This window comes from Desulfobulbus alkaliphilus (genome assembly GCF_016918545.1).
Taxonomy (GTDB): domain Bacteria; phylum Desulfobacterota; class Desulfobulbia; order Desulfobulbales; family Desulfobulbaceae; genus Desulfobulbus; species Desulfobulbus alkaliphilus.
Map to the genome: position 1 here is coordinate 1 of NZ_JAFFQC010000296.1, position 429 is coordinate 429.

Below are 429 nucleotides of genomic sequence, written 5' to 3' on the forward strand. Positions count from 1 at the left end.
GGCCAATCTCTGGCGCGAGCGTCTGACGCCGCGCGCGCCCGACGGCCTGTCGGCGCGGCTGCTGCTGCTGACCGTCGCCTTCACCCTGGCGGTCGAGGCCCTGATCCTGGGGCCGAACCTGGCGGCCTTCCATGAGCGCTGGCTGCGCGACCGGCTCCAGGCCGCCGAACTGGCCTCGGTCGGGGTCGAGGCCCTGCCCTATAGCGCGGTCGAGGACGACACGGCTGCCGAGTTGATGCGGATTGGCGGGGTTCAGGCGGTCGCCCTGACAGAGCAAGGCGTGCGCCGCCTGCTGCTTCAGGCCCCCAACCTGCCCCGCGCGCCCGAACTGATCGACCTCAGGCGTCAGGACAGCTGGTCGCGCCTGACCGACCCGTGGCGCACTCTGTTCGGACATCCGGACCGCTCGCTGAGGGTTCAGGCCAAGCC

Annotated in this window: 1 pseudogene; it reads left to right on the plus strand. The window is 71.8% G+C overall.

Going from position 1 to position 429, the window contains the following annotated elements:
- Positions 1-429, plus strand: a pseudogene (locus JWG43_RS20960) (sensor histidine kinase); the annotation flags it as partial.